Annotated in this window: 33 protein-coding genes and 2 tRNA genes; 23 read left to right on the forward strand and 12 right to left on the reverse strand. The window is 68.4% G+C overall.

The genetic code is table 11. The features are described from left to right. The first annotated feature begins 19 nt into the window (after positions 1 to 19). The 7 genes from UCD39_RS19125 (at position 20) to UCD39_RS19155 (ending at position 6346) form a co-directional block, all read left to right on the forward strand. Entirely contained in the window at positions 20 to 1627 is a 1608-nt protein-coding gene (locus UCD39_RS19125) for a lysine--tRNA ligase (RefSeq protein ID WP_330497429.1), read from the forward strand. 57 nt (positions 1628 to 1684) lie between these two features. Continuing rightward, positions 1685 to 1939 (forward strand): hypothetical protein, encoded by a 255-nt coding sequence (locus UCD39_RS19130; RefSeq protein WP_330497430.1) that lies wholly within the window; start codon positions 1685 to 1687, stop codon positions 1937 to 1939. A 23-nt stretch (positions 1940 to 1962) separates the two neighbouring features. Continuing rightward, positions 1963 to 2262: a type II toxin-antitoxin system RelE/ParE family toxin gene (locus UCD39_RS19135; protein WP_330497431.1), complete on the forward strand. Its 300-nt coding sequence runs from the start codon at positions 1963 to 1965 to the stop codon at positions 2260 to 2262. A gap of 32 nt (positions 2263 to 2294) precedes the next feature. Beyond that, a complete protein-coding gene (gene ltaE / locus UCD39_RS19140; protein ID WP_330497432.1) occupies positions 2295 to 3305 on the forward strand; it encodes a low-specificity L-threonine aldolase in 1011 nt (336 codons plus the stop codon). A gap of 87 nt (positions 3306 to 3392) precedes the next feature. Further along, on the forward strand, positions 3393 to 4058 hold the full coding sequence (locus tag UCD39_RS19145; RefSeq protein WP_330497433.1) for a MarC family protein: 666 nt from the start codon (positions 3393 to 3395) through the stop codon (positions 4056 to 4058). 22 nt (positions 4059 to 4080) lie between these two features. After that, positions 4081 to 4572, forward strand: a complete 492-nt coding sequence (locus tag UCD39_RS19150) for a hypothetical protein (protein WP_330497434.1) — start codon at positions 4081 to 4083, stop codon at positions 4570 to 4572. A gap of 55 nt (positions 4573 to 4627) precedes the next feature. After that, positions 4628 to 6346, forward strand: a complete 1719-nt coding sequence (locus UCD39_RS19155) for an acyl-CoA dehydrogenase family protein (RefSeq protein WP_330497435.1) — start codon at positions 4628 to 4630, stop codon at positions 6344 to 6346. Between the two features lie 45 nt (positions 6347 to 6391). Here UCD39_RS19155 and UCD39_RS19160 read toward each other — a convergent pair whose 3' ends face one another. After that, positions 6392 to 8653 carry a transglycosylase domain-containing protein gene (locus tag UCD39_RS19160; protein WP_330497436.1) on the reverse strand — a complete coding sequence of 754 codons (2262 nt, stop codon included), beginning with the start codon at positions 8651 to 8653 and terminating at the stop codon, positions 6392 to 6394. A gap of 247 nt (positions 8654 to 8900) precedes the next feature. After that, complete coding sequence (pspF, locus tag UCD39_RS19165) at positions 8901 to 9989, reverse strand: phage shock protein operon transcriptional activator (protein ID WP_330497437.1); 1089 nt, start codon at positions 9987 to 9989, stop codon at positions 8901 to 8903. A gap of 235 nt (positions 9990 to 10224) precedes the next feature. Here pspF and UCD39_RS19170 point away from each other — a divergent pair, with 235 nt between their 5' ends. The 7 genes from UCD39_RS19170 (at position 10225) to UCD39_RS19200 (ending at position 13420) form a co-directional block, all read left to right on the forward strand. After that, positions 10225 to 10395, forward strand: a complete 171-nt coding sequence (locus tag UCD39_RS19170; RefSeq protein ID WP_186455805.1) for a hypothetical protein — start codon at positions 10225 to 10227, stop codon at positions 10393 to 10395. A 14-nt stretch (positions 10396 to 10409) separates the two neighbouring features. Continuing rightward, positions 10410 to 11081: a phage shock protein PspA gene (pspA, locus tag UCD39_RS19175; protein ID WP_145733032.1), complete on the forward strand. Its 672-nt coding sequence runs from the start codon at positions 10410 to 10412 to the stop codon at positions 11079 to 11081. Positions 11082 to 11088: 7 nt separating this feature from the next. Then, a complete protein-coding gene (pspB, locus tag UCD39_RS19180) occupies positions 11089 to 11319 on the forward strand; it encodes an envelope stress response membrane protein PspB (RefSeq protein WP_040845458.1) in 231 nt (76 codons plus the stop codon). After that, positions 11316 to 11858, forward strand: coding sequence for an envelope stress response membrane protein PspC (gene pspC, locus UCD39_RS19185; protein WP_145733034.1), 543 nt, complete (start codon positions 11316 to 11318; stop codon positions 11856 to 11858). Before pspB ends, pspC begins: the two co-directional genes overlap by 4 nt. A gap of 227 nt (positions 11859 to 12085) precedes the next feature. After that, positions 12086 to 12322: a hypothetical protein gene (locus UCD39_RS19190; protein WP_145733036.1), complete on the forward strand. Its 237-nt coding sequence runs from the start codon at positions 12086 to 12088 to the stop codon at positions 12320 to 12322. Positions 12323 to 12336: 14 nt separating this feature from the next. After that, on the forward strand, positions 12337 to 12552 hold the full coding sequence (locus UCD39_RS19195; RefSeq protein ID WP_145733038.1) for a phage shock protein B: 216 nt from the start codon (positions 12337 to 12339) through the stop codon (positions 12550 to 12552). A gap of 124 nt (positions 12553 to 12676) precedes the next feature. Beyond that, positions 12677 to 13420, forward strand: a complete 744-nt coding sequence (locus UCD39_RS19200; protein ID WP_330497438.1) for a substrate-binding periplasmic protein — start codon at positions 12677 to 12679, stop codon at positions 13418 to 13420. Between the two features lie 60 nt (positions 13421 to 13480). Here the strand turns inward: UCD39_RS19200 and UCD39_RS19205 are convergent, their stop codons facing one another. Beyond that, positions 13481 to 14146 carry a 3-oxoacid CoA-transferase subunit B gene (locus tag UCD39_RS19205; RefSeq protein ID WP_145733042.1) on the reverse strand — a complete coding sequence of 222 codons (666 nt, stop codon included), beginning with the start codon at positions 14144 to 14146 and terminating at the stop codon, positions 13481 to 13483. 12 nt (positions 14147 to 14158) lie between these two features. Then, positions 14159 to 14863 carry a CoA transferase subunit A gene (locus UCD39_RS19210; RefSeq protein WP_145733043.1) on the reverse strand — a complete coding sequence of 235 codons (705 nt, stop codon included), beginning with the start codon at positions 14861 to 14863 and terminating at the stop codon, positions 14159 to 14161. A 200-nt stretch (positions 14864 to 15063) separates the two neighbouring features. Here UCD39_RS19210 and UCD39_RS19215 point away from each other — a divergent pair, with 200 nt between their 5' ends. The 3 genes from UCD39_RS19215 (at position 15064) to UCD39_RS19225 (ending at position 16532) form a co-directional block, all read left to right on the forward strand. Next, positions 15064 to 15756 (forward strand): MarC family protein, encoded by a 693-nt coding sequence (locus UCD39_RS19215; protein WP_330497439.1) that lies wholly within the window; start codon positions 15064 to 15066, stop codon positions 15754 to 15756. Between the two features lie 102 nt (positions 15757 to 15858). After that, positions 15859 to 16113, forward strand: a complete 255-nt coding sequence (locus UCD39_RS19220) for a FitA-like ribbon-helix-helix domain-containing protein (protein ID WP_330497440.1) — start codon at positions 15859 to 15861, stop codon at positions 16111 to 16113. Next, entirely contained in the window at positions 16110 to 16532 is a 423-nt protein-coding gene (locus UCD39_RS19225) for a type II toxin-antitoxin system VapC family toxin (RefSeq protein ID WP_330497441.1), read from the forward strand. The genes UCD39_RS19220 and UCD39_RS19225 overlap by 4 nt, the downstream gene beginning before the upstream one ends. Here the strand turns inward: UCD39_RS19225 and UCD39_RS19230 are convergent, their stop codons facing one another. From UCD39_RS19230 to UCD39_RS19245, 4 genes are read right to left on the reverse strand one after another with little or no spacing between them, the layout of a single operon-like run. Continuing rightward, complete coding sequence (locus tag UCD39_RS19230) at positions 16533 to 16973, reverse strand: gamma-butyrobetaine hydroxylase family protein (RefSeq protein ID WP_330497442.1); 441 nt, start codon at positions 16971 to 16973, stop codon at positions 16533 to 16535. It abuts the gene before it with no gap. A gap of 10 nt (positions 16974 to 16983) precedes the next feature. After that, the gene (locus UCD39_RS19235) at positions 16984 to 17169 is read right to left on the reverse strand and encodes a Trm112 family protein (RefSeq protein WP_330497443.1); all 186 of its coding nucleotides are present in this window, start codon (positions 17167 to 17169) and stop codon (positions 16984 to 16986) included. Positions 17170 to 17194: 25 nt separating this feature from the next. Continuing rightward, entirely contained in the window at positions 17195 to 17860 is a 666-nt protein-coding gene (locus UCD39_RS19240) for an LON peptidase substrate-binding domain-containing protein (RefSeq protein ID WP_330497444.1), read from the reverse strand. Positions 17861 to 17875: 15 nt separating this feature from the next. After that, positions 17876 to 18808 carry a tetratricopeptide repeat protein gene (locus tag UCD39_RS19245; RefSeq protein WP_330497445.1) on the reverse strand — a complete coding sequence of 311 codons (933 nt, stop codon included), beginning with the start codon at positions 18806 to 18808 and terminating at the stop codon, positions 17876 to 17878. Positions 18809 to 19103: 295 nt separating this feature from the next. On the opposite strand from UCD39_RS19245, the gene UCD39_RS19250 reads away from it, so the two are divergent. From UCD39_RS19250 to UCD39_RS19265, 4 genes are all read left to right on the forward strand, one after another. Further along, positions 19104 to 19178 (forward strand) — tRNA-Gly (locus UCD39_RS19250). 99 nt (positions 19179 to 19277) lie between these two features. Beyond that, positions 19278 to 19352 (forward strand) — tRNA-Gly (locus UCD39_RS19255). A gap of 287 nt (positions 19353 to 19639) precedes the next feature. Then, positions 19640 to 19858, forward strand: a complete 219-nt coding sequence (locus UCD39_RS19260) for a DUF6726 family protein (RefSeq protein ID WP_330497446.1) — start codon at positions 19640 to 19642, stop codon at positions 19856 to 19858. Beyond that, positions 19845 to 20117 carry a hypothetical protein gene (locus UCD39_RS19265; RefSeq protein ID WP_330497447.1) on the forward strand — a complete coding sequence of 91 codons (273 nt, stop codon included), beginning with the start codon at positions 19845 to 19847 and terminating at the stop codon, positions 20115 to 20117. The genes UCD39_RS19260 and UCD39_RS19265 overlap by 14 nt, the downstream gene beginning before the upstream one ends. Before the next feature lie 10 nt (positions 20118 to 20127). Here UCD39_RS19265 and UCD39_RS19270 read toward each other — a convergent pair whose 3' ends face one another. The 3 genes from UCD39_RS19270 to UCD39_RS19280 form a co-directional block, all read right to left on the reverse strand. Continuing rightward, on the reverse strand, positions 20128 to 21126 hold the full coding sequence (locus UCD39_RS19270; RefSeq protein WP_330497448.1) for a transporter: 999 nt from the start codon (positions 21124 to 21126) through the stop codon (positions 20128 to 20130). Positions 21127 to 21280: 154 nt separating this feature from the next. Then, positions 21281 to 21700 (reverse strand): CopD family protein, encoded by a 420-nt coding sequence (locus UCD39_RS19275; protein ID WP_330497449.1) that lies wholly within the window; start codon positions 21698 to 21700, stop codon positions 21281 to 21283. A gap of 240 nt (positions 21701 to 21940) precedes the next feature. After that, the gene (locus UCD39_RS19280; RefSeq protein WP_330497450.1) at positions 21941 to 22696 is read right to left on the reverse strand and encodes an SDR family oxidoreductase; all 756 of its coding nucleotides are present in this window, start codon (positions 22694 to 22696) and stop codon (positions 21941 to 21943) included. Between the two features lie 140 nt (positions 22697 to 22836). On the opposite strand from UCD39_RS19280, the gene UCD39_RS19285 reads away from it, so the two are divergent. Further along, the gene (locus tag UCD39_RS19285; RefSeq protein WP_330497451.1) at positions 22837 to 23775 is read left to right on the forward strand and encodes a LysR family transcriptional regulator; all 939 of its coding nucleotides are present in this window, start codon (positions 22837 to 22839) and stop codon (positions 23773 to 23775) included. A 75-nt stretch (positions 23776 to 23850) separates the two neighbouring features. Beyond that, complete coding sequence (locus UCD39_RS19290; RefSeq protein WP_330497452.1) at positions 23851 to 24753, forward strand: DMT family transporter; 903 nt, start codon at positions 23851 to 23853, stop codon at positions 24751 to 24753. Between the two features lie 120 nt (positions 24754 to 24873). Here the strand turns inward: UCD39_RS19290 and UCD39_RS19295 are convergent, their stop codons facing one another. Then, on the reverse strand, positions 24874 to 25743 hold the full coding sequence (locus tag UCD39_RS19295) for an NAD(P)-dependent oxidoreductase (RefSeq protein WP_330497453.1): 870 nt from the start codon (positions 25741 to 25743) through the stop codon (positions 24874 to 24876). Positions 25744 to 25758 lie beyond the last annotated feature (15 nt).

Raw genomic sequence — 25758 nt, forward strand, 5'->3', positions numbered from 1 at the left:
ATTGACGTGAGTGACCGCGATGGCGACGGAACAGGAACTGGCACGCGAGGCGAAGGCTTGGCCGTTTGAGGAGGCGCGCAAACTGGTCGCGCGCTACGGCGACAAGGCCCCGCCCAAAGGCTATGTCCTGTTCGAGACCGGCTATGGCCCCTCGGGCCTGCCGCACATCGGCACCTTTGGCGAGGTGGCCCGCACCACCATGGTGCGCCAGGCCTTCCAGCGGCTGGCGCCGGGCGTGCCCACCCGCCTGTTCGCCTTCTCCGACGACATGGACGGCCTGCGCAAGGTGCCGGACAACATCCCCAACCGGGAGATGGTGGCCGAGCATTTGGGCAAGCCGCTGACCAAGGTGCCGGACCCCTTCGGCACGCATGAGAGCTTCGGCCACCACAACAACGCCCGCCTGCGCGCCTTCCTCGACAGCTACGGCTTCGAGTACGAGTTCCAGAGCAGCACCGACTGGTACACCTCCGGCCGGTTCGACCACGCCCTGCTGGCCGTGCTGCGCCACTATGACGAGATCATGGGCGTGATGCTGCCGACCCTGGGCGAGGAACGCCGGGCGACCTACAGCCCCTTCCTGCCCATCAGCCCCAGCACCGGCCGCGTGCTGCAGGTGCCGATGCTGGAGATCAACCCGGATGCCGGCACCGTGGTGTTCGAGGATGAGGACGGCAAGAAGGTCGAGACCCCGGTCACCGGCGGCCATGTGAAGCTGCAGTGGAAGCCCGACTGGGGCATGCGCTGGTTCGCCCTGGGCGTCGATTATGAGATGGCGGGCAAGGACCTGATCCCCTCCGTCGAGCTGGCCAGCAAGATCTGCCGCATCCTGGGCGCCCAGCCGCCCGAGGGCTTCAATTACGAGCTGTTCCTGGACGACAAGGGCCAGAAGATCAGCAAGTCCAAGGGCAACGGCCTGACGATGGAGGAGTGGCTGCGCTACGCCCCGCCGGAAAGCCTGGCGCTCTACATGTTCCAGAAGCCGCGGGCGGCCAAGAAGCTGTTCTTCGACGTCATCCCGCGCGCCGTCGACGACTATCTGACCTTCGTCGACAAGCTGAAGGGCGAGGAACCGGCCAAGGCGCTGGAGAACCCGGCCTGGCACATCCACAACGGCCAGGTGCCGGCGTGGGCCACCGCTGCGGACCAGCTGAAGACCAACCTGTCCTTCGGCATCCTCTTGAACCTGGCGGGGGCCGCCAACGCCGAGAACGCGGACGTGATGTGGGGCTTCATCAGCCGCTACGCCCCGGCCGCCACGCCCGCCAACAGCCCCTTCCTGGACCGGCTGGTGGGCTACGCCGTGGCCTACTACCAGGACCGCGTGAAGCCCACCAAGGTCTACCGCGCGCCCACCGATATGGAGCGGGCGGCCCTGGAGGAACTGCGGGCGGCCCTGGCGAACTGGCCGGCCGACCAGCTGACCAATGCCGAGGCCCTGCAGAACGAGGTCTATGAGATCGGCAAGCGCCATCCCTTCCCCGAGCTGCGCGCCTGGTTCCTGACCCTCTATGAGGTGCTGCTGGGCCAGAGCACCGGCCCCCGCATGGGCAGCTTCATCGCCCTCTACGGTGTCGCCGAGACCAAGGCCCTGATCGACCAGGCGCTGGGCGACGGCATCAAGTAAGCAGCCTGTCACGGGCGGGAATGGACAAAAGCCGTTCCCGCCCGCATATACTTCGGCATGACCCAGCGCATCGACATCCAGGACAGCACCGCCGAACGGTTGGCCCGCCTGCAGGCGCTAACCGGCCAGGACATTGATACGGTCCTCGATGCCGCCTTGGCCGCCCGGCTGGAGCAACTGGAGATGGAAGCGTTGCGGGCCGCCGTCAAGCTTGGCGCGGATGAAGCAGACGCCGGCCTCTTTTCCACCCGTAGCGTGGAAGAAATTTTCGCCGAGGGCATCGCCCGAGCCCGCCGGCGCACCAACGGCTAACCGATCAGAGGGCGCCGCGTTTCATGACGATCCGTCTAACGCGCCGGGCGGACGCCGATTTGCTGGATATTGCGGAGTATACGGCGGGCCGCTGGGGGACCGCCCAGGCGAACGCTTATACAGCCGCCTTTGCCCAAGCTTTTCAACGACTCGATGAGAATCCGACGATGCTCGGAAGCCGGGCACGTGACGACTTGGGTCGCGGCTATCGCACGTTAGCGGTTGAACAGCATCTTGTCATTTACCGCCATCGGGCTGGCGTGACTCACATAATGCGTGTCCTTCACCACCGCATGAATCTGCCCCTGCATCGCCTGTCGTGACACGTCGATTTTGCCTTAAAGGAACGCTTTCCATGATCCGCTACGACTTCCGCAGCGACACCGTCACCCGGCCCAGCCCCGCCATGCGGCAGGCCATGGCGAATGCTGAGGTCGGCGACGATGTGTTCGGCGACGATCCGACGGTGAAGCGGCTGGAGGAGACGGCGGCGGCGATGCTGGGCAAGGCGGCGGGCCTGTACCTGCCATCGGGCACCCAGTCCAACCTGGCGGCGCTGATGGCCCATTGCGGCCGGGGCGATGAATACATCGTCGGCCAGATGGCCCATTGCTATCGCTGGGAGGCGGGCGGGGCCGCCGTGCTGGGCAGCATCCAGCCACAGCCCATCGCCCACCAGGCCGACGGCACCCTGGCCCTGGCCGACATCCAGGCCGCCATCAAGCCGGATGATCCGCACTTCGCCCGCACCCGCCTGCTGGCGCTGGAAAACACACTGGGCGGCCGCGCCCTGCCGCTGTCCTACATGAGGGACGCCGTCGACCTGGCCCGGCGCCACGGCCTGGCCGCCCACCTGGATGGTGCCCGCGTGTTCAACGCCGCGACAGCCCTGGGCGTGCCGGCGGCGGAGGTGGCGGCCGGCTTCGACACCGTGTCCGTCTGCCTGTCCAAGGGCCTGGGCGCCCCGGTGGGCAGCGTGCTGGTGGGCGAGGCCGACCTCATCACCCGCGCCCGGCGCATCCGCAAGATGCTGGGCGGTGGCCTGCGCCAAGTGGGCATCCTGGCGGCTGCGGGCCTGTACGCCTTGGAGCACAACGTGGGCCGCCTGGCCGACGACCATGCCAACGCCCGGCGCTTGGCCGAGGGCCTCTCCGCCTTCCCCGCCCTGACCGTGACCCCACCCGACACCAACATCCTGTTCGTGGCCGTGGCATCCGACGTGGCCGACGCCTTCAACGCTCACCTGAAGGCCCACGGCATCGCCGTCACCAGCACCTACGGCATGCAGCGCTGGGTGACCCACCTGGACGTGGATGCGGCGGCCGTGGACGCGGCGCTGGAGATCGTGGCGGCGTTTTTCCGTTAAGGAACTGCACGCTGAGCGGTTGAAGCGCCGCCACCGCCAACGCTACTCTGCCCCGAACCCGCGACTGGGCGCGGGCATGGTGCGGGGGTGGCCTTGGATCTTTCATCGTTCGTGGCGTCGTGGCAGGAATACAGCAAGTTCATCATCGCGCTGTTCGCCATTCTGACCCCCTTCGCCGCCATTCCCATTTTCTTGGGCTTGACCGAGGGCCGCAGCGAGCGCGAGCGCAACATGATCGCCCGCCAGGCGGTGCTGACGGTGGCGACCGTGCTGATCGTCTCGGCCCTGGTGGGCGACCTGGTGCTGCGCCTGCTGGGCACCAGCCTGGACAGCTTCCGCGTGGGCGGCGGCCTGGTGCTGCTGCTGATCGCCCTGTCCATGCTGAACGCCAACGTCTCCGCCATGAAACAGACGGAGGGGGAGGCCAATGAGGCGGGGCAGCGCACCGCCATCGGCGTGGTGCCCCTGGGCCTGCCCCTGCTGGCCGGCCCCGGCGCCATCACCGCCGTCATCATCCAGATGCAAAAGGGTCACGGCCCCATGCATGGCGGCCTGATCATCGGCTGCATCGTCTTCGTCTGCCTGCTGCTGTGGGGCGCCCTGCGCCTGGCCGGCCCCATCGGCAACCGCCTGGGCCAGATCGGCCTGAACATCATGAGCCGCCTGTTCGGCCTGCTGCTGGCCTCGGTCGCGGTGGAAACCATCGCCACAGGCCTGCGCAACCTGTTCCCCGGCCTGGCCGGCGGCGGCTGAAGCGACGGCGGCCATGGAGTGGGTGCATATCGCCCTGGGCGCCATCGGGAGCGCGGCGGTGGCCACGGCGAAGGTCGTGGAACAACAGCAGAAGCCCTGCACCGTCACCCGTTCGACCATCATGATCCCCGGCATGGACCAGACCTGGGCCCTGCTGAACGACTATCCCGCCCAACCTGGCTGGCGGCGCTTCGCCACCGCCCAGCCCACGACACGGCAGGATGGCCAGACCGTCTGGCAGCTGGAAACCGCCACGGAAACCCGGGGGTTTTTCCTGGTTCGCCGGCGGGAGACTTTCATCGTGGTGAGCAGCAGCCCCTATGAACTGGTGCATCGCATGCTGGCCCCGATCAGAGGCGAGCGCCGCTTCCTGTTGGAACGGCAACAGGGTCACGGCCGGCTTTCGCGCCTGACCGTCACCTGGACCGGGGCCCTCTATCACCGCAAGCGCCTGGTCTTGGAAGCCGACCGCCTGATCCGGGACCTGACCGCCCATTTCCACCGGGCGCGTTGAACCCCCCTGCCGGCCGGCGCACAATGGCGGGCAGCCCAGCGTTGGAGGACGCCCTTTGATCGAGCCGCCCATGATCGCGCCGGATGAGGTTCCCCGCACCGCCCGGGGCACCAACCTGTACATCGCCGACATCAACCTGCAGCGCCTGCTGGAACGGCGCGCGGCGGGGGAGTTGCAGCGGCACGAGGATCGGCTGGCCGATTTCGGCGCCTGGGCCGGCGGCCCGTTGGACGAGCAGGCGGAATACACCGACCGTTACGCCAACCCGCGGCACACGCCCCAACCCTATGGCCCCAATGGGCACCAGGGCGCCCCCATCGTCTTCAACCCCCGCTATGTGGAATGCCACGCCGACGCCTATGCCCGCGGCGCCGTCGGTCTGCCCTATCAGAAGGGCGCGTCAGGCCGGCACATGGCCTGCTTCACCATGGGTTATCTGCTGAGCCAGGCCGACGTGTCCATCCACTGCCCCGTCACCATGACGGGGGCGGTGGCGCATGTGCTGAACACCGTGGCGCCCGACGATCTGCGCCAGCGCTTCCTGCCGGACCTGACGCGCATGGACGGCCGGGCGCTGTCGGGCGGCACCTGGGCGACGGAACTGCACGGCGGCTCCGACGTGGGCGCCACCACGACGCGGGCGGTGAAGACGGATGAGGGCTGGGCCCTGCACGGCCTGAAATGGTTCACCAGCAACGCCGGGTCCGGCCTGGCGCTGGCCACCGCCCGGCCGGCCGGCGCGCCGGCCGGCGGCAAGGGATTGGGCTGCTATCTCGTGCCCAGCCATCTGGAAGATGGCCAACCGAACGCCTACAGCGTCCGCCGGCTGAAAGAGAAGGTGGGCACGCGCGGCCTGGCCACGGCGGAACTGGATCTCAACGGCGCCACCGCCTTCGAGGTGGCGGGGCCGGGCGAGGGGCTGAAGGTCATGATGGCCGCCCTGGAATACAGCCGCATCCACAACGCCGTCGCCTCCGCCGGCCTGCTGCGCCGCGCCTTCGTCGAATCGCTGGGATGGTCGGCGCACCGCGCCGCCTTCGGCCAGACCGTCATCCATTACCCCATGGTGCAGGACCAGTTGCTGGACATGCAGATGGAATTGGAGGCGGCGGTGGCGCTGTCCTTCGAGTCGGTGTTCGCCTTCGACGCCCTGGCGACCGGCGACAGCGACCCGGAGCAAGGCGGCGACTGGCTGCGCCTGGTGACGGCGCTGGCCAAGTACCGCACCGCCGATCAGGCGGTGAAGGCCTGCCGCCATGCTGTCGAGATGGTGGGCGGCAACGGCTACACCGAGGAGTTCCCCACCGCGCGGCTTTACCGCGACTGCCTGGTGACGGCCGTGTGGGAGGGGCCGGCCAACATCCAGGCGCTGGAGCTGTTGCGCCTGGTGACGGGCAAGCGGCCGGGCGACCAGATTTTCCTGGGCCGGGTGGGGGCCGCCCTGTCCGACCTGCCGCCCCAGGCCGGTGACACCGCCGACCTGCTGGAAGGCGCCCTGGAGGAATGCCGGGCCGCCCTGTCCCACCTGCGCCGCAACCCGGACCAGGCGCCCCGCCACGGCCGCCGCCTGCTGGACCTGCTGTCCGACACCCTGGCCACGGCCCTGCTGTGCGAGGAGGCGGTGGCCGACCTGAAGCTGGGCGACCGGCGCAAGCTGCTGGTGGCCAACCGCTTCGCCGCCCGCGTTCTAGCCCACCACAACCCCATCGCCACGGAGATGGAACCGGCCCTGGCCGCGTTTGAGGATGTGATCCTGTATCAGCCGGTGGAGTGAGGCGCCCCAGCCGGGCTGGCCAAGACGCCTGAGTAATCCCGAAAACTACTGCTCTTTCTTCAGCTTGTTCAGCAAATCGCCGATGGGGTCGGGCTTGCTGGCAGTGTCGGCAGGGGGGACGTCCTTGTCGTCGTCCTGGTCCTCTTCCTTCTGCACCGCCTCGGGCTTGACCTGACCGCTGGTGTCGACCGCCGGCACTCCGGGGGCGGGCGTGGCGGCGGCGGTGGGGGCGCCGTCCAGGGGCGCCGTTTCCACCGTGGGCAGGGGCGGCACAGCCGGGCCGTCGGGCGCCTGGTCCTGCACGGCGGCGGGCTGCAGCGGGATCAGGTCGCGCACCGGCAGGCCTTGCTCCAGGTCGGTCATGATGGCCTTCCACAGCTTGGCCGGCAGGGTGCCGCCGGTGATGCGCTTCATCTCATCGCCGTCGTCGTTGCCCAGCCATACGCCGGTGACATAGTCGGCGGTGAAGCCCATGAACCACGCGTCGCGGTAGTCCTGGGTGGTGCCGGTCTTGCCGGCGATGGGGCGGTCGGCCAGTTGCGCCGACTTGCCGGTGCCGACCTGCACCACGCCCATCATCATGCGTACCAGGTTGGCATCCTCGACCGCGGAGATGGCATAGCCGGCACCGCTGCCCTTGCGCTGGTACAGCACGCTGTCGTCGGCGTCGCGGATCTCGGTGATGCCATAGGGGAAGACGGCGCGGCCGCCATTGGCGATGGCGGTATAGGCGCCCGTCAGTTCCAGGGGCGTGACCTCGCTGGTGCCCAGCGCCAGCGACAGGTCGCGCCGCAGGGGCGAGGTGATGCCCAGGCGACGGGCGGCGGCGATGGCACGGTCGATGCCCACGCTTTCCAGCAGGCGGATGGTGGCGGTGTTGACCGAGTGGGCCAGCGCCGTGCGCAGCGGAATCTCCCCCATATAGCCGGGCTCGTAGTTCTTCGGCTCCCACTTGCCGCGCTTGTAGGGGGCGTCCAGGATCAGGTCGTCCGGCGTGCGGCCGGCTTCCAGCGCCGCCAGGTAGACGAAGGGCTTGAAGGAAGAGCCGGGCTGGCGCAGCGCCTGGGTCGCGCGGTTGAACTGGCTTTCGTCGTAGTCGCGGCCCCCCACCATGGCCTTCACCGCCCCGTCCGGCGCCATGATGACCACGGCGGCCTGGTGGACGTTGGCGGCCACGCCGGGACCGTTCAGGATTTCCGCCACATGGGCCGTGGCGGCGCGCTGCATCTTGGCGTCATAAGTGGTGTGGACCACCAGGTCGCCATGGTTGGGACCGATGAAGGCGTTGACCTGGTCGGCCACCCAGGCGGCGAAGTAGCGGCCGTCGCCCTCGACCGCCGGGTTGGCGCGCGGCTGGGCCGGCTGGTTCACCACCGCCTTGGCCTGGTCCACCGTGATGTAGCCGGCGTCCACCATGGTGGCCAGCACCACGGCCATGCGCTGTTCGGTGCGTTCGTTGTTGGCGCTGGGCGAGTATTTGGAGGGCGCCTTCAACAGGCCGGCGATGATCGCCGCCTCACGCAGGTTCACCTGGGTCGCCGACTTGTCGAAATAGGTGCGGGCCGCCGCGTCCACGCCATAGGTGCCGGCCCCCAGGTACACCCGGTTCAGGTAAGCACCCAGGATCTGGTCCTTGCTGTAGCGATGCTCCAGCATCAGGGCCAGCATGGCCTCCTGCACCTTGCGGCGCATGGTCTTGGCCGGCGACAGGAACAGGTTGCGCGCCAGCTGCTGGGTGATGGTGGAGGCGCCCTGGCGCATGTGCCCGGTGCGGTAATCGGTCCAGGCGGCACGGGCTATGCCGATCGGATCGACACCGAAATGACTGTAGAAGCGCCGGTCCTCCACCGCCAGGACGGCATGGACCAGGTCGGGCGAGATCTCCGACACCTCCAGCGTCTCGCCGCGCATGTCGCCGAAGCGGGCCAGCTTGCTGCCATCGGCCGCCAGCACAGTGACGGCGGGGCGGCGCTGGAACTGCGCCACCTGGCTGATTTCCGGCAGGTCGTAGGCGAAATAGGCCACGACGCCGGCGAAGACCATCACGCCCCAGATGCCCAGGACGATTAGCGCCCGTCCCCACCAGGGCAGGCGGCGGCCGGGACGTCCCTTGGGCGCGCGCCGCCGGGGCGGCGGCGGGCGGCGGCGGGGCGGCTGGCCACCGGCCCCCTCGTCACCGCCCTGCGGCCGGGCCTCCTCACGCGGGCGGGGTGCAGCCTTGGGCGGCGACGGCTTGCGCCGCGGCGCCGGCTGGCTGGCCACGGGGCGGAAGGCGCGCAGCGAAGTATCGGTATCGTCAGGGCTCAAGACGGCGGCTCACCTGGGGCGTTGCTGGCGCAACGGGCGCCGTAACGCGGGAAAATATCAAGGCGGTTCAGGCCCTATCTAGGAGATGGCCGGGGCGGCGGAAAGCGCCGGCTGGTCAACCCTGACCCCCTGTCCCTTCGCCCTCCCCCGCCCCCGGCGTTACGGGGGCCCATCGGTTCCATTCCAGCGTTAGAGGCCAAAAAGGGCGTTTTCAGGGCGGCGTTTGGCCGCATGTTTTAGGGGCCCCTCACTCGGCGGCGCTGCGGCGGTCCAGCAGTTCGTACTTGCGCAGATATCCCCGGAACTGGTGGTAGTTCAGCCCCAAATCAGCGGCGGCGCGTTTCTGGTGGAACTGGTTGCGCTCCAACGCCGCGCGCAGCAGCGCCTTCTCGAAGTCCGCCACCTGTTCCAGGAAGTTGCATGGACCGCTCGCCGCCGCAGGGCCACCGGGCGTCGCGGAGTTGGACGGGGCGGCGGCGGGTGCCGCCTCGTCGCCCGTCTCCTCCGCCGGCGCGGGACCTGACCGGCGGTCGCCCGGCATGGGCGCGGGGCGGAAGGGCGAATCGAAGGGGTCGAAGATCACCTCGTCGATGGGCCGCTCCGCCCCCTGGGCGCGATAGACCGCCCGCTCCACCACGTTCTTCAGTTCGCGGATGTTGCCGGGCCAAGGATACGCCAGCAGCTGGCTCATGGCCTTGGGCGCGAAGCCGGGAAAGAAGGGGCGCCCCAGTTCACGCGCCATGGCGATGCCGAAATGGTCGACCAGCATGGGGATGTCGTCGGCCCGCGCCCGCAGGGGCGGGATGGTCACCACGTCGAAGGACAGGCGGTCCAGCAGGTCGGCGCGGAACTTACCCGCCGTGGCCATCCGGGGCAGGTCGGCGTTGGTGGCGCCGACCACGCGCACGTCCACCGACACCGTCTGGGTGCCGCCCACGCGCTCGAACTCCCCATACTCGATGACGCGCAGGATCTTTTCCTGCACCGAGGCCGAGCTGGTGGCGATCTCATCCAGGAACAGGGTGCCGCCGTCGGCCAGCTCGAACCGGCCGACATGGCGCTTGGCAGCGCCGGTGAAGGCCCCCTGCTCATGGCCGAACAGCTCCGTCTCCAGCAGCGTTTCCGACAGGGCGGCGCAGTTCAGCTTGATGAAGGGCTTGTCCCAGCGGGACGACAGATAGTGCAGGCGGGCGGCCACTAGTTCCTTGCCCGTGCCGCGCTCGCCAATGACCAGCGTGGGCCGGTTCAGCGGCGCGGCCCGCGACACATGCTCCATCAGTTGCAGGAAGGACGCGGCCTGGCCGACCAGAGACGGCGGGGTTGCGGAGGACGCCATCGGTGATTCGCTCGCCTCAGAAAGATGGGGCTGTTTCGCGGATGATGGCACCGATTGGCGAAATTCGCCACATAATCGTCAGTTTGGATAAATCACCCACCCCGGAGCCCTTGGCGCCGGAGGATGATTTATTTTAAATCAATGGGTTAGCATCGCTCACCCAAACTGGCACACCCCTTGCTGATGTAGGGACACACGATCGAATGCAAGGCACTCATCGAAGGGGGATGCAGCGATGACCGACCACACGATCCATGACAAGTCCGGCGACGCCGGCTTCTTCGCCAGCCGGGCCCACAGCCATCTGGCCATGTTGGCGGACGATTTCCGCGCCGTACCGGTTGAGGCATGGATCATCCTTGCGGTCGCCACCGTGTTGAGCAACCTTTTCATCGCCCTTGCCTGAAGGAGACCTGACCCATGGGCATCTTTTCGCGCCTCAGCGACATCATCAATTCCAACCTGAACGCCATCCTGGATCGCGCCGAGGACCCGGAGAAGATCATCCGTCTGGTCATCCAGGAAATGGAAGACACGCTGGTCGAGGTTCGCTCCTCCGCGGTGAAGACCGTGGCGGAGAAGAAGGAGATCGAGCGCCGCCTGGTCGACCTGCGCCGCGAGGCGGACGAATGGCAGCGCAAGGCCGAGCTGGCCCTGTCCAAGGACCGCGAGGACCTGGCCAAGGGCGCCCTGATGGCCCGCGCCAAGATCGCCGAAGCCGCCGAGGGCCTGACTGTCGACCTGGGCCGCCTGGATGAGGCCCTGGCCAAGACCAACGACGATATTGGCCAGCTGCAGGCCAAGCTGCAGGACGCCAAGACGCGGGAACGCACCATCGTCGCCCGCCAGAAGACCGCCACGGCGCGTCTGAAGGTGAAGACCCAGCTTCATGACGACCGCATCACGGACGCCTTCTCGCGTTTCGAGCAGATCGAGCGCAATCTGGACGTCCTGGAAGGCAAGGCGGAAGTCCTGGACATGGGCCGCAAGCGCAGCCTGGCGGACGAGATCGCCGAGCTGGAGAACAACGACAAGGTCGAATCCGAGCTGCAGGCCCTGAAGGCCAAGCTGGCGACCAAGAACCAGGGGTAATCTGTCCATGGACCTGGACGCACTTGTCGCCGTCCCCATCATCTTCATGGTCATCGTGGCGCCGGTGTGGATCATCGCGCACTACGTGACGAAGTGGCGGGTCGCCAAGACCCTCTCGGTGGATGACGAGCGTATGCTGTCGGACCTGTGGCACAGCGCCACCGAAATGGACAGCCGCATCCAGCAGCTTGAGAAGATCCTGGATGCGGAGGCCCCGGGCTGGAGGGCACGGCAATGACTGGTAGAGGTTCCAACCCGCCGCCCTTCCCCGGGCGGCGGCCCCCCGGCGGGAAGCCCGGCGGGGGTCCTGGCGGCGGCCAGGGCGGGTACGGCGGCGGCAGCCGCTGGACCAACCCGGCTGCTGGTTCCGGCGGCGGGTATGGCGGCGGCTCGTTCGGCAGCCCCAACCCCCACCGCCTGTACCGCAATCCCCGCGCCGGCAAGGTGGCCGGTGTCTGCGCCGGCGTCGCCGACTACTTCAGCGTCGACGCCTGGCTGGTGCGCCTGGGCATGGTGCTGGGCCTGGTGTTCTTCTTCCCCGCCACCATCATCGCCTACATCGTCCTGGCCGTGGTGTTGAAGCCACAACCCCAGGGCCTGTACGGCAGCAGCGAGGAAGAGGTGTTCTGGCGGTCGGTCACCACCCGCCCCGACCAGACCCTGGCCGGCCTGCGCGCCAAGTTCCGCGACCTGGACCGCGAGATCGGCGCCATGGAAAGCGCCGTCGCCTCCCGCGAGTTCGACCTGCGGCGGCAGTTCAAGGACCTGGAGAAGTAAGTCTCCGGGCCGTGGCGGGGAAGCGGGCGCCCCCGAGGCCCCCTTCCCCAGGGTGCCCCCCGGGCGATCCTCCAGGCCGTTTATTGCGGCAGCCCATCCCAATGGTTGCCAGGGGCCTGTCACCAGGCACAAAATAATCTAAGATTGCGTGGTCTGATGCGATCGATCCGGTCCCGTCGACGCTCCAAGTTTACCCATTACACGACCCTTAGCAGGTGGCCTCCCCCATGTCGCCGATACTCGTCCCCCTCCTGGCGCTGTCTATTCCCATCGTGGCCATCGTCCTGCGGGCGGTGCAGAGGCTGCAGGACATCGAGGCCATCGCCCAGGCGCGCCGCGGCCAGCAGGACCAGCGTTTCCGCTGCTTCGACGATCTGGAACGCCGCGTGACCCAGATGGAGCGGCACGTCACCAGCCCCGAATTCGACCTCAACCGCAAGCTGAACCAACTGGCCCAGCGCTGATAGGACGAAGCCCCATGTCTCCCCTTCTCATTCCCATCACCGCCCTGCTGATCCCCATCGTGGCCCTGGTGACCCGTTACATGATCCGCGCGCGCGAACTGCAGGCCCAGGGCCTGTCGGACAACGCCGCCGGCGACCTGCTGGCCCGCGCGGACCGGCTGGAGCAACGGGTGCAGCAGCTGGAACGTCTGCTGGATGTGGAGTCCCCCGGCTGGCGCGCCCGCGCCTGACAGGCCCAGGAACGACATTCCCTTCGGCCTTCCAGCACCAGGAAAACACCAACCCGTGCCGCGACCCCTCCTCGCCGGGGCTGTCTTTTTGATCGCGGCCCTGGTCACGGCCGGGGGAGGAGGCTTGTTTCCGACAAAGGCGCGAGCCGAGCCCCGGCCCCTGGTCTTCGGCATCTTGGAAACGGAACAGCCGCCGCTGGTGGAGATGCGCGACGGCGCGGTGACGGGCGGCCTGGTCAAAGCCATCGGGGATGAGATCGCCCAGCGCACCGGCTTCAAGCCGATCTACCGGCTGATGCCCCGCAATCGTTTTGAGGGCGACCTGGCCAACGGCCTGATCGACCTGGCCTGCGGTTACAGCCCCGACTGGTTGCCCAAGGTCGATCCCGGCCGGTTTTCCGTGCCGCTGCTGACCAGCCGCAGCGTGCTGGTCGTCCGCCGCGAGGACGCTGATCGCCTGCGCGCGTTAAGTGACCTGGCCGGGCGGCGCGTGGGCGCCATCCTGGGCTTTCACTACCCGGCGGAGGTGGAGTCCGCCTTCATCGACGGCACCTGGCAGCGCGAGGACGCGCCGACCGCCGACAGCAATTTCCGCAAGCTGCGCAACCGCCGCGTGGACGCGATCCTGACCACCGATTTGGAAGCGGAGTACCGCCAGGGTGCGGGACGATCGGATGGGGCCAATGCGCCCAGGGATGGGGCGCTGGCCGTGCTGCCGCAGCCGGTGGGCGAACATCAGGAGCGATGCGCCAACGCGCCGGCGTCCCCTTTGTCCATGGACGCGCTGAATGCCGCCGTCGACGCCATGCGCGCCGATGGTACGCTGACCCGCCTGCGCCGCGAGGCCGCCCACCGCGCCGGTAGCTGATACCAAACGGGCCGTCGCCCGGAGGAGACGGCCCGTCGTGCCTTCATGCCGGGCAGCCTGTCAAAGGCCCGGGGCGACCTTGAACTCGGCCTCGGTCTTCTGGCGGATTTCGTCCACCGTCACGCCCGGAGCGACCTCGGCCAGGGTCAGGCCGCTGCCGCCTTCCTTGTCAACCTGGAAGACGCCCAAGTCGGTGACGATCATGTCCACGACCCGGGTGCCGGTCAGCGGCAGGGTGCAGGCCTTCAGGATCTTGGGCTCCAGCGCGCCGGTCTTCTTGTCGACGGCGCAGTGCTCCATGACCACGACCACCTTCTTCACGCCGGCCACCAGGTCCATGGCGCCGCCCATGCCCTTGACCATCTTGCCCGGGATCATCCAGTTGGCGAGATCGCCATTGGCCGCCACCTGCATGGCGCCCAGCACCGACAGGTCGATATGGCCGCCGCGGATCATGGCGAAGCTGTCGGCGGAGCTGAAGAAGCTGCTGTCCGGCAGTTCGGTGATGGTCTGCTTGCCGGCGTTGATCAGGTCCGGGTCCTCATCCCCCTCATAGGGGAAGGGGCCCATGCCCAGCATACCGTTCTCACTCTGCAGCGTGACGTGCACGCCATCGGGGATGTAGTTGGCCACCAGGGTCGGGATGCCGATGCCCAGGTTGACGTAGAAACCGTCGCGCAGCTCCTTGGCGGCGCGGGCGGCGATGTCCTCACGGGTCCATGCCATAGGTCAGCTCCTTCACGCGCGCGGACGGGTGGTGCGCTGCTCGATGCGCTTTTCGAACGTGGCGCCCTTGATGATGCGCTGGACGAAGATGCCGGGGGTGTGGATGTGGTCGGGGTCGAAGCTGCCCGGTTCCACCAGTTCCTCGACCTCGGCCACCGTCACCTTGCCGGCCGTGGCCATCATCGGGTTGAAGTTCCGCGCCGTCTTGCGATAGACGAGGTTGCCCGCCGTATCGCCCTTCCAGGCCTTGACGATGGAGAGATCCGCGACGATGCCGCGTTCCATCACATAGGTCTCGCCGTCGAACTCGCGCAGCTCCTTGCCCTCGGCCACCAGCGTGCCGACACCCGTCTTGGTGAAGAAGGCGGGGATGCCGGCGCCGCCGGCGCGGATACGCTCGGCCAGGGTGCCCTGCGGGTTGAATTCCAGCTCAAGCTCACCGGACAGATACTGCTGGGCGAACAGCTTGTTCTCACCCACGTAGCTGCTGATCATCTTCTTGATCTGCTTGGTTTCCAGCAGCAGGCCCAGGCCGAAGCCATCCACGCCGGCATTGTTGGAAACAACCGTCAGCCCGGTCACGCCCGAGAGGCGGATGGCCTCGATCAGGTTTTCCGGGATGCCGCACAGGCCGAAGCCGCCGGCCATGACGGTGATGTCGTTGCGCAACAGCCCGGCCAGGGCGGTTACGGCGTCGGGGTAGACCTTCTTGCTCATCGTGTCTCCGGACGGCCCCCTAGGATGTTTGAATTATGGTGCGGCCCCTCTCCCAGGCGCAATGCACCGCAGCATTGCTTACGGCCCTTAAGGGGGGTTCGTCAACTTGAACGGCCGTTCAAGTCGGGCAGACCTGCCCCCTGACGGCTGCGGCTTGCAGCAGGCGCCCCAACGCGCTAGACCCTGAAGGGTCTGCCGGAATGCCGGGCCCGCGCCCCTTGCGGCCTACCCCCAATTCCCTGGCCTATACTCCCGTGCTGGACCTCATCCTCACCACCGCCGTCGCCCTGTTCGTCACCATCGATCCGGTGGGATTGGGACCCATGTTCGTCGGCCTGACCGCCGGCATGGACCAGCGCTATCGCCGGCGCATGGCCATCAAGGGCACGGTGATCGCGGCCCTGATCCTGTTCTTCTTCGCCTTCGCCGGCGACCTGTTGCTGCGGGCGCTGGGCATCGGTTTCGCCGCCTTCCGCATCGCCGGCGGCGTGCTGCTGATGCTGGTGGCCATCGACATGGTGTTCGCCCGCGAAAGCGGCGTGCGCACCGCCACGGCGGATGAACGGGAAGAGGCGCGCCACCGCGCCGACATTTCCGTCTTTCCCTTGGCCATCCCGCTGATCAGCGGCCCCGGCACCATGACCACCATCGTGCTGTTCATGGGCCGCACCCAGGGCGATTTCGCCAAGCAGGCCGTGGTACTGGGCGTCCTGGCCGGCATCCTGGCCCTGACCCTGTTCGTGCTGATCTTCGCCACCAAGGTCAGCCGCATCCTGGGCCGCACCGGCATCACCGTGCTGAACCGCGTGCTGGGCATCCTGCTGTCCGCCCTGGCCTGCCAGTTCGTGATCGACGGGATCTTGGCCAGCGGGCTGATCCCAGGGAAAGGTTAGCACCACCCACTATAGCACCGGCTATAACCGATACCGGATTGCGCGCCTGCTTTCATTTTGTAAAATTGCATGCATCTCAAGCGCTATTACGGAGGTGCTATCATGCCATCCATCACCGTGAGAAACGTGCCAGAAGAGGTCCACCGCGCCCTACGGGTGCGCGCGGCGCAGCATGGCCGCAGCGCCGAAGCGGAAATCCGCGACATTCTGGAGCGTGCCGTTAAGCCGGAAAAGCGCCTGCACCTGGGGGACGCGCTGGCGGCGCTCAGCCGGGAAGCGGGCCTTAGTAATGAGGACTTCGCTATCTTTGAGGATATGCGGGATAGAACACCGGCTGAGCCGATGACGTTCGAATGATCGTCCTGGATACCAACGTCGTTTCAGAGGCGATGAAGCCGGAACCCAACCCGGTCGTTCGCACTTGGCTGAATAACCAGGCCGCCGAAACGCTTTACCTCAGCAGTGTGACACTGGCGGAACTGTGGTTCGGCATTGAGGCGCTGCCGGAAGGCCGGCGCAAGATCGCACTTGCCCAAACCTTGGACGGGCTGTTGGCCCTGTTCGAGGGACGGGTGCTGTCGTTTGATGTCAGCGCCGCCCGCCATTATGCCACGCTGGCAGCCGCAGCTCGAAAGCGTGGCTTGGGCTTTCCGACGCCGGATGGATATATCGCCGCGGTCGCCGTCTCACGCGGCTTTATCGTCGCCTCACGTGATACTGCCCCGTACGAGGCGGGTGGCGTGAAAGTGATCAATCCCTGGCAAGAGCCGGCCTGATCAACCGCAACCGCCACCCGAGCCGCAGCTGGGGCCGTGGCGGTGGGGGGCGGTGTCGCGGTCCAGGCCCTGGGCCGCCAGCTCGGACAGATAGCGGGTCCAGCGCTCCTCATACTCCATGCCCAGCTCGTACAGGTACTTCCAGGAGAAGATGCCGGTGTCGTGGCCGTCGTCGAAGATCAGGCGGACGGCATAGTTGCCGATGGGCTCCAGCTCCGCCACCGCGACGGCGCGCTTGCCGGGCACCGTCTGCTTCTGGTCGGGGCTGTGGCCCTGCACCTCGGCCGACGGGCTTTCCACCCGCAGGTACTCGGCCGGCAGGGTGGCGCGGGCGCCGTTGTCGAAGGTGATGACCAGCTCGCGCTCCGCCCGCTTGTAGCGGATTTCGGTCGGCCAGTGCTGGGTGCCGTGGGCGTCGGTGGCGAAGGTTTCCTGGGTCATGATGTCCGCCTCAATCGTCCAGGGGCCGGGCCTCATCCACCAGCATGATGGGGATGCCGTCGCGGATGGGGTAAGCCAGGCGCGCCTGCTGGCTGATCAGCTCCTGGCGCTGGGCGTCGTAGCTGAGCGGCCCCTTCGTCAGGGGGCAGACCAGGATTTCCAACAGCTTGGGATCGACCTTGGCGGTATCGGACATGAGACAGGGTCCTTCGGGAAGAAAATCAGTGGCGCGCGACGTCGCCGTCCGCCGATTCATGCACCGCCATCTGCACCAACGCCAGCAGCATCGACGCACGGCTGATGAAATCCGGCGCCTCTAGCAGTGCCTGCTTCTCAGCCGGCGTGAAGGGGCACAGCATGGCGATGGTGGCGATCAGCTGCTCATCCGACGCCGCCTCCAGCGCCTGCCAATTCACCGTCAACGAGCGGCGGGCGAAGTAGGTCTTCAGCGCCGCCATCAGCACGGCGCGGTCGAACTGCCCGTCGGCGGGCAGCACGAAGTCGTCGGCGAAGGGCGACCAATCGGCCATGACGCGGCGGTAGCCGCGCATGGTCGAGACCTCTTCCCGGATGCGGAAGCGGCACAGGCCGCTGAGCGTGATGAGGTAGCGCCCGTCGTCGGTCTCGGCGAAGGCGGTCAGCCGTCCGCAGCAGCCGACACCGGCCAACGGCGGCTCCAAGCCGCCCGCCGCCTCCGCCCCCGGCTCCATGGGCTGGATCATCCCGATCAGCCGATCACCGGCCAGGCTGTCCTGCACCATGGCGAGGTAGCGCGGCTCGAAGATGTTGAGCGGCAGCCGGGCGCGCGGCAGGACCAGCGCCCCCGTCAGCGGGAAGACGGGAATGCTGGCCGGCAGCCGGTCGAAGCTGGGGGTGAAGGGGCTCATCACGCCGCCATCGGCTCAGGCGAACAGGATGGACGACAGCTTGCGCCGGCCGGCAATGGCCAGCGGATGCTTGAAGCCCAGCGCCTCGAAGAACTTCACCAGCTGCTTGCGGGCCGCCTGCTCGTTCCATTCGCGGTCGCGCTTCACGATGTCCAGCAGATGCTCCACCGCCGCCTCCTGCTGGCCGGCGGCGTAGAGCGCCAGCGCCAGGTCGTAGCGCGCCTGGTGGTTGTCGGGATCGGCCGCCACGGCGCGTTCCAGGTCACCCACCGGGCCCATGTCCGCCGCCTGGCGGGCCAGGTCCATCTGGGTGCGCAGGGCCACGATCTCCGGCGCCTTGGCCAGGGCGGCCGGCGCCTGGTCCAGCATCTCCTGCGCCGTGTCCGCCTGGTCGGCGGCCAGCAGGCAGCGAATCAGGCCGGCATAGGCGGTGGCGTTCTCCGGCTCCTCACCCAGCACCTCGTTATAGAGGGCGGCGGCGGTCTGGGCGTCGCCCGACTCCAGCAGTTGCCCGGCCTCCTCCAGCACGGCGGCGATGTCGGCGGCGCCGGGCACGCCACCCGCCGCCTGCACCAGGCGGTCGATGAACTGCTTCACCTGGCTTTCCGGCAGGGCGCCGGTGAAGCCGTCCACCGGGCGGCCCTGGAAGAAGGCGTAGACGGCGGGGATGGACTGGATGCGCAGCTGTCCGGCGATGGCCGGGTTCTGGTCGGTGTCGATCTTGACCAGCTTCACCGCACCCTTGGCGGCCAGCACAGCCTTTTCGATGATCGGGCCCAGGGTCTTGCAGGGGCCGCACCAGGGCGCCCAGAAGTCCACGATCACCGGCACCTCGCGCGAGGCCTCGATGACATCGGCCATGAAGGTGCGGTCGCTGCCGTCCTTGATCAGGTTGGACTTGTCCACCGGGGCGTTGCCGCCGGGGGCGGCGCTGGTCGGAAACTGCATGGCTTCGTCATCCCTTCTGAGCCGCAGGCGCCGCCGCCCCCCTTGGGCACGGCACGGGAGCCCGCGCATAGGTCACTGAAATGAGCCCGCCTGGCCGCCGCCGCAAGGGGCATAGGAGCCCCGGACGCCGGCAGGGCGGGTGACCGGTCCCTTATAGCCGTCCCGGCAGGGGGAAAAAAGCCACCCGATTTTTCCCTGAAAAAAGCACTTGCATTCGATCAACACCTGCATATTATCCGCGCTCACCGCCGGGGGGCACTGACCGCAAGGGCAGAACCGAACGTCGGGATGGAGTGCGGGCGTAGCTCAGGGGTAGAGCACAACCTTGCCAAGGTTGGGGTCGAGGGTTCGAATCCCTTCGCCCGCTCCAGTCTTCCTCTACGGGAAGATCAAGCGAGAAAAGGCCGGGCCGGCTGGTTCGGCCTTTCGCTTTTAGGTGAGCCTTCGATGAAGGCGGAGAGTTGGATACGCGGGCGTAGCTCAGGGGTAGAGCACAACCTTGCCAAGGTTGGGGTCGAGGGTTCGAATCCCTTCGCCCGCTCCAGTCTCTCAACAGTCGCACCAAGGGCGTCCGTTCGGGCGCCTTTTGCTTTTTCACCCCCCTCCCATCGACCCCTTCCCCATCGGAAGCCTGGCCAGCCCACCCTGGGCGGACGATGCGCCGCCTTTGGTCGCTGCCCACGAGGCCGGGGGTCTGCGCATAAGACCTCATTTAAAAAAAACCGACTAGATGGTTTGTATTTTGAGAATCGAGCTGTTATGGTTGGCGTCAGTCAGCAAGCGGGATACCCCACCCCCGCAGTGCGGTTCCAACACAGGAGCACCGGCCCGATGATCCACCGTTCCCGTCCTGCCGCGCAGACATGCGCCTATCGCCTGAGCCGCCTGGGCCGCGTCGCCCTGGTCCTGGCCGCCGCCGGCACCGCAAGTGGGTGCAGCGGCCTGGTGGCGCTGCCCGTCCGCACCGCCAGCGCCGTGGTCAAGGTGGTGCCGGTGGCCGGCGACATCGCCGCCAAGCCCCTGGACGCCGCCGCCGATGCCATCGACTGACCCCAACCCACCGGCAGTGGCCGTGTGCGAGGGCTGTGGCGTGCTGCTGACGGGGGCCCCGTCAGCGCACCCCCCCCGGTGCCCGCGGTGCGAAAAGGCCATCGGCCCCCGGCCTCTGGCCGACGCGCTGTTCCTGGTCGCGCTGGCGGTGGGCGGCACCCTGTTGGTGACGGCGACGACCTTCACCATGACGGAGGTTTCGGCGGAGCCGCCCCACGGCGCCCTGGTGGGCGCCTGGCGCCGGCCTGCCACGCCGTAAGCTCCCGTCCTTAGAACAGCCGCCGCCAGTGCAGCACCACCAGGGACGCCACGATGGTGAAGATCATGACGCCGCAAACCCAAAGGAAGCCGGCGTCGTGGCCGCTCCACGGCAGGCCGCCCACGTTCATGCCGAAGATGCCGGTGATCAGGTTCACCGGCAGCAGGATGGTGGTGACGATGGACAGGACATAGAGGTTGCGGTTGGTGGCCTCGCTGAAGCGGTTGGACAGTTCGTCCTGCAACAGGCGGGCGCGTTCCTGCACCAGGTCCAGGTCCTGGCCGACACCGTCCAGCCGGTCGATGCCTTGTCGCAAACGGGCCTGATCCTCCACCCCGCACCAGCCGGGCAGGCGGCCCAGCGCCACGTTCAGCGCCGTGCGCTGCGGGCCCAAATGGCGGCGCAGGCGGGCGGCGGTGCGGCGGATGCGGCCCAGCTTCTCCCCCTCATCCTCCAGCCGGTCGGCCAGCAGGGCGTCCTCCACATCGTCGACGTCGTTGGCCAGCTCGCTCACCTCCGCCGCCACGGTGTCGGTCAGGTGGAACATGAGGTGGGCGATGAGGTCGATGGCCCCGGTGGGCGCCAGGCCTTGGGCGACGGCGCGGCGCAACTGGTCCACCGCCATCAGCGGCTGGCGCCGCGCGGTGATGACCAGGCGCGAATCCATGTACAGGCGCAGCTGCCCCAGGCCGCCGGCCGGATCGTCGAAACGGTGGTGCAGGTCGGCCAGCACGCCGGTCAGCCCCTCCCCCACCGGTTCCAGGCGGAAATGGCTGTCCTGGCCCAGCAACGCCTGGCGGGCGCCACGCGGCAGGGTGGGCATGGCCTCGATCCACTGCCGCGCCCGCACATCCACCAGGTTGAAATGCAACCAGACCAGGCCATCGGGTTCCGCCAGCGCGTCGGCGATACGGGGCCAGGGCACGGGCGTCACCACCCCGTTGCGGATCAGGAAACCGCAGATCAGCCCATGTTCCTCGCTGATGTCCGACGCCGCGCGCGTGCCCATCCATGGTCCTTTCGGAAGCGGGACGGCCCGCCGCCGCCCGTCTCCTGTGATGCAGGGTGGGGACGGCCAGCGTCAATGGCCTGGAATCTGACGACTTTATGACAACAGGACCGCCCACCCCGCGACGTGTTGGCCCGCGTCGCTTCATCGCGGCTCAGAATGGCTTGCCGATCACCAGGAACAGGATGCCGACCACCGACAGAACGATCAAGGCAGGGATGAAGCGGCCGAACCCGGTACGCCGGTGCTGTTGCCCATTGGTCAGCCGGCGCAGCGCCCCGGCCTGGGCGCCGTGCAGGCCCGACAGCGCCGTGACAATGGCCAACTTGGCCCACAGCCAGCCGGCGGAAGGCAGCCAGCCGCCCTTGACCGCCAGGGTCAGGCCCAGGCCCCAGACCAGCAGGATGGCCGGCCCCGTCACCCAGCGGTGCCAGGCCCGCGCCGCGCGCCAGAAGGCGGGCGACAGCGCATCGGCGCTGGGCACGAAGGCCAGCAGCAGGGCCGCCGCCAAAAGGCCCGCCACGAAGGTGACGGCGGCGGCGGCATGCAGCGATTCCAGCCAGAGATAGGGCATGGGTCCGGGTTCCCGATCTGAAGTTCGTCCCCTTGATACACCAGCCGCCGCCCCGCCGGAGGGGCCAGTTTGACCAGGGCGAACAGCCCCGGGTCGCCCCGGGGCCGCACGCACTTCTCGGGATTTAAGCCGGCGACTTGCCGACCCGGGCCGGTCAGGCCCGTAAGCCAAGCCACCGGATGGTGGCGCCCACCGCCTGAGGAAGGGCATTTGATCGATCAAGATCAAATGCCCTGCGCATCAGACTTGAGCCAGGCCGCCATCGGCGAACAGTTCGGCGCCGGCGACGAAGCTGCTGTCGCTGGAGGCCAGGAACAGGGCGGCCTTGGCGATCTCTTCCGGTTCCCCCACGCGGCCCAGCGGCACCTGGCTGGCCATGTAGTCCAGCAAACCCTGCTGTTGGGCGGCGTCGGGGCCGGCCAGGTCCACCAGGCCCGGCGTGCGGATGGGGCCGGGGCTGATGACGTTCACGCGGATGCCGCGTTCCTTCAGGTCCAGGGTCCAGCTGCGGGCGAAGTTGCGTACCGCCGCCTTGCTGGCGCTGTAGACGCTGAAGGCCGCCGTGCCGGTGCTGCCGGTGACCGAGCCGGTGAGGATGACCGAGGCGCCGTCCACCAGCAGGGGTAGGGCCTTCTGCACCGTGAACAGCACGGCCTTCACGTTGCGGCCGAAGATGTCGTCGTAATGCTCTTCCGTGATCTGGCCCAGGGGCAGCATGGTGCCGCCGCCGGCGTTGGCGAACAGCACGTCGATGCGGCCGGCCTGGGCCTTCACCTGCTCATAGAGGCGGTTCAAATCCTCCGCCTTGGCGCTGTCAGCCTGGACGCCGATGGCGTTGGGGCCGATGGCCGCCACCGCCGCCTGCAGTTCCGGCGCGCGGCGGCCGGTGATGAAGACGCGGGCGCCTTCGGCGGCGAACGCCTTGGCGGTGGCGAGGCCGATGCCGCTGGTGCCACCGGTGACGACCGCGACCTTACCGTCGAGTTTGCGAGCCATTTCTTATGTCCTTTCAGTCTCTTGTCCATCGTCGCCCTGTTGTCGATAGCGGGTGGGGGCGGCTGATGGGCAAAAGATGTCGCCAAACCCGTATTTCCAAAATAGAAAGGGTTGAAAACCATCATTGCAGGTTTGGTGTGATGACCAAGGTGCCGGATTTTGAAGGCCTGGCCATGTTCGCCAAGGTGGCGGAGGAGCGGTCCTACGCCGCCGCGGCCCGGGCCATGGGCGTGTCGGTCGCCACCGTATCGCGCGGCGTCAGCCGGCTGGAGGACAGGCTGGGCGCCCGCCTGTTCAACCGCACCTCGCGCCGCCTGGCCCTGACCGACGTGGGCGCCGCCCTGGCCGCGCGGGCGTCCCAGTTGTATGCCGAGGCCGAAGCGGTGGAGGACGCGGCGCGCGAACTGTCCAGCCGCCCCCGCGGCACCGTCCGCCTGGCCGTGCCCATGAGCTTCGGCGTGCGCTGGGTGGCGCCGCTGCTCCCCGCCTTCCTGCGCGCCTATCCCGAGATCACCGTCGATCTGCATCTGAGCGACGCCGTGGTGGATTTGATCGGCGACGGGTTCGACGCCGCCCTGCGCATCGCCGTGTTGCCCGACAGCTCGCTGGTGGCGCGGCAGCTGTGCCCCATCGCCCGGCACATCGTGGCGGCGCCGGCCTACATCGCCCGCTATGGGCGGCCACGGCATCCGGGCGAACTGGCGGCCCATCACTGCCTGGGCTACGCCTACCGCGCCCGCCAGGACATCTGGCGCTTGATCAACACCGAGGGGGCGGAGGTGGCCGTGACGCCCACCGGCCCCCTGCGCGTCACCAATGGGGAAGCGCTGCTGCCCACCGTGCTGGACGGCCTGGCCATCGCCGAGTTGCCGGAGTTCCTGGCGGCGGAATACCTGGCCGACGGCCGGCTGGTGGATCTGCTGGACGGCTGGTCGCTGCCCCTGGGCGGGCTGTACCTGGTGACCCCCACCACCCGCGCCCGCCCCGCCAAGGTGGAGGCATTGGCCGATTTCTTCATCGAAACCCTGTCGCATCCCGCTTGGGTCCGGCCCGCCTGGCGGTCGCCGCCGCGCCGATAGCTGCCGTCGCAAAGTCGCTCTACAGCCCAAGGCCATCCGGCATTAGGGTCGCGTCCCCAGAAGGACCGAGCCACCATGACGCCCCGCCTGTACCTGACCTTTCCCCTGCTGGCCGTGCTGATCTGGACCGGCAACAACCTGGTGACCAAGGCCTCGGCCGGCGCCATCCCGCCCAGCGTCATCGCCTTTGACCGCTGGTTCGTGGCCTTCGTGCTGCTGACGCCCTTCTGCCTGCGCAGCGCCTGGGCGCGACGGGCCACCCTGCGCCAGCACCTGCCGCAGATCGTCATCCTGGGCCTGCTGGGCATGGCGCTGTACCAGGGCCTGGCCTACTACGCGGCGGCCAGCACCAGCGCCACCAACATCGGCATCTTTGTCGCCCTGGTGCCGCTGCTGACCCTGGCGATCAGCGCCGTGTGGCTGCGGCAGAAGCACGGGCCCCTGGCCCTGGCGGGCGGCCTGGTGTCGCTGGCCGGCATCCTGTTCGTGCTGGGCCAGGGCGATTATGGTCGCCTGCTGTCGCACGGCGTGGGCCGGGGGGATGCCTTCATGCTGGGCGCCTGCGTCGCCTATGCCGCCTATGGCGTCTGCCTGAAGCGCTGGCCCCTGCCCTTGCCGGTGTGGACCTCGCTTTACGCCCAGGTGGCGGCGGGCCTGGTCTTCCTGCTGCCAGGCTATCTGCTGGCGCCATCGGCCCCGGCCACGCCGGCCACCATCGCCATGATCGCCTATGCCGGCATCCCGACATCCATCCTGGCGCCGGTGCTGTGGATGCAGGGGGTGAAGCACCTGGGGCCGGGCCGCACCGCCATCTTCATGAACCTGCTGCCCATCACCACCGCCGTGCTGGCGGCCCTGCTGCTGGGCGAGGTGCTGCACCCCTATCACCTGGTGGGCGGCGGGCTGGTGGTGCTGGGCATCGTGCTGGCCCAGCGCCCGGCGCGCCCGCAGCCGCAGCCGGCCGCCGCGCAAACCTGATACGATAGGCATCTCCTCGATTTCCAGTCCGCCTTCGGCTCCCCGGAAATCTCCGGCGCCCGCCGTCGCGGGCTACAGCGGCACGAGGGACCCTCTCGTGCCGCTGGTACGCGCCCCTCCTCAGCGGCCGGTATATAGGCGGATGAGGGCGGAGACGTTCTCCCCGCCATGGCCGGCCTCCCGCGCGCGCTCCAGGACCGCGAGGGTCGCGTCCGCCACGGGGGTGTCGGCCTTCAGCCCGTCCGCCGCCTGGGTGCCGTAGCGGAAGTCCTTGGTCATCAGGTCGATGGGGAAGCGCACGGCGAAATCGCCGGCCTGCATCAGGCGGGCGTAGGTGGCCGCGGCGGGACTGGCCACCGGCAGGGTGGTCAGGACGTCCAGGGCGGCGGCGCCGTCGAAGCCGGCCTTGACCAGGAAGCCCAGCATCTCCGCCCAGGCGGCCAACTGGATGCCCAGCAGACCGTTGACCGCCAGCTTCATCACCGCCCCCCGGCCCACCGGGCCGACATGGTGGATGGCCGCCGCCAGGGGCGCCAGCGCCGGCCGCGCCGTCTCAAAGGTCGCAACCTCACCGCCGGCCAGGACGATTAGCTTGCCATCCTGCGCCTGGGGCAGGGTGCCGACCACCGGCGCCTCCAGGAAGCCCGCCCCGGTGGCGGTCACCGCCGCCGCCAACTGGGCAGCCCAGGCGGGGGAGAGGGTGCTGCACTCGATGGCCACGGCCTCCGGGTCCAGGCCCGCCAGGGCACCCGTCTTGTCGTCCAGCCACACGGCCCGGGAGGCCGTGTCGTCGGCCACCATGGCGATGACGAAATCCGCCCCGGCCGCCGCCGCGCGCGGGCTGGGGGCGGCGGTGGCGCCCAGCGCCGTCAGGTCGGCCGTGGCGGCGGGGGAGCGGTTCCAGACGGTGACGGCGTGCCCCACCTTGACCAGGTTCGCGGCCATGCGGGCGCCCATGGCGCCCAGGCCCAGGAAGGCGACCTTGCTCATGCTGTGATGCTCCTT

The organism is Nitrospirillum karajorum (genome assembly GCF_036348415.1).
Taxonomy (GTDB): Bacteria; Pseudomonadota; Alphaproteobacteria; order Azospirillales; family Azospirillaceae; genus Nitrospirillum; species Nitrospirillum amazonense_B.